Annotated in this window: 2 protein-coding genes; one reads left to right on the top strand and one right to left on the bottom strand. The window is 70.8% G+C overall.

All coding sequences use genetic code 11. The annotated features are described in order from the left end of the window. Nucleotides 1–535 (top strand): multicopper oxidase domain-containing protein (locus ASG00_RS15680; protein ID WP_200930860.1); only part of this gene is annotated, 535 nt, incomplete at its 5' end. Between the two features lie 183 nt (nt 536–718). Here the strand turns inward: ASG00_RS15680 and ASG00_RS05205 are convergent. Then, nucleotides 719–1,433 (bottom strand): hypothetical protein (locus ASG00_RS05205; protein WP_200930859.1); only part of this gene is annotated, 715 nt, incomplete at its 5' end.

Genomic DNA, 1,433 nt, shown 5'->3' with positions numbered 1-1,433 from the left:
CTCCCACGATCACGCCGACCGGCAGCAGGCCCTCGGCCTGTACGGGGCGCTGATCATCGACCCCGCCGACCCTGGCCTGCAGCCGCCTGCCGATCGCGAGTACACGATTCAGCTGCAGGAGTGGCTGTCTCGGGAGGGGCTGACCTATCCGGCGATGCCGATGGAAGGGGGCATGCCGAACTACTTCACCATCAACGGGAAGGCGTACCCGGCCACCGAGACCATCGACATGAAGGTGGGGGAGACCCTCCGGGTGCGGTTCATCGGCTCGAACACCATCGACATCCATCCGATGCACATCCACGGCGGCCCGTTCACCGTCGTCGCCCGCGACGGTGCGGCCCTCACCACGGCGCAGCAGTTCCAGGCCGACACGATCAACGTCGGGCCGGGACAACGCTACGACGTGCTCTGGAACGCGCTCGAGCCCGGCCAGTGGCTCATCCACTGCCACATCAACCACCACACCACCAACAACAACGTCGAAACCGACGGCGCCGGCGGCCTGACCATGATCATCAACGTCACCGAATAACCCCACGAACCGAAGAACCGCCGCCGTTGTGGTCGCCGTTGCCGCGTCGAGTCACGTCCGCGCCCTCCGGCAGCACAGCAGGCGGATGCAAGAGGTGCTCAGCTCATCGTGCCCGACCGTTTCGGTTGCCGGAGGCCGAGATCGCCCGCCCGCCCGCAACGGGGCGCGGTGACCTCGCCGTGGTCAGGTGGTCGCGGGAGGGAGGACGCGTCGGCGGCGGGCGACGGTGACGGCCGCGGCGACCGTGAGCGCCGCCGAGACGGCGAGGAGCACGGCGCCGAGGAGGATCTGCCCCGGTGGCGGGGTGGCAGCGGTGACGGGCTGGTAGAGGTTGCGCTGCTGGCTTTGCGGGCCGGTGAGTTGCTGATCGACGGGCACCCACACCTCGAGGGTGCGTTCGCCGGTGGCGAACTGGGCGTACATGAACCACAGCCCCGGTGACGGCAGTGCCAGTTCCCCGGTGAAGGTACCGGGAGGCGGGGTGCCGGGTTGTGCGCGCAGCGGCGCGGTGAGGTCCTCTCCGGCGCGGCGGGCGACCAGACGGGACGGGGTGAGGTCGGTGTCGTCGGTGAGGCGGATGCCGGTGATGGTGACGGTCAGCTGCCCGGTGCCGTCGCCGGTGACGGTCATCTGTGCGGTGCCGTAGGCGGTGCCCTGGCCGGGGTCGTGCGCCTGCGCGGGTGGGGGCGGGGCGAGGGCGACCAGCAGAAGGGTGAGGGCCGCGGCCGCGGCCCCGGATCGGAGGCGAGTCCCCGGCCGCACGGTGAGGGCGATCATGCTGACGATGATCACCGTGGTGGTGCCGACGGCGGACCAGGCGACGGGGGTGGGTGGGACGCTGCTGATCCCGGTCCCGGAGGCCAGCAGTTGCAGGGTGGTCACGGCGAGGGCGGCCACC

The sequence above is a fragment of the Microbacterium sp. Leaf351 genome, assembly GCF_001423825.1.
In the GTDB taxonomy this organism is placed as follows: domain Bacteria; phylum Actinomycetota; class Actinomycetes; order Actinomycetales; family Microbacteriaceae; genus Microbacterium; species Microbacterium ginsengisoli.
Note: the sequence above shows the minus strand (reverse complement) of the source record. Positions and strands in the feature narration are given on the sequence as shown.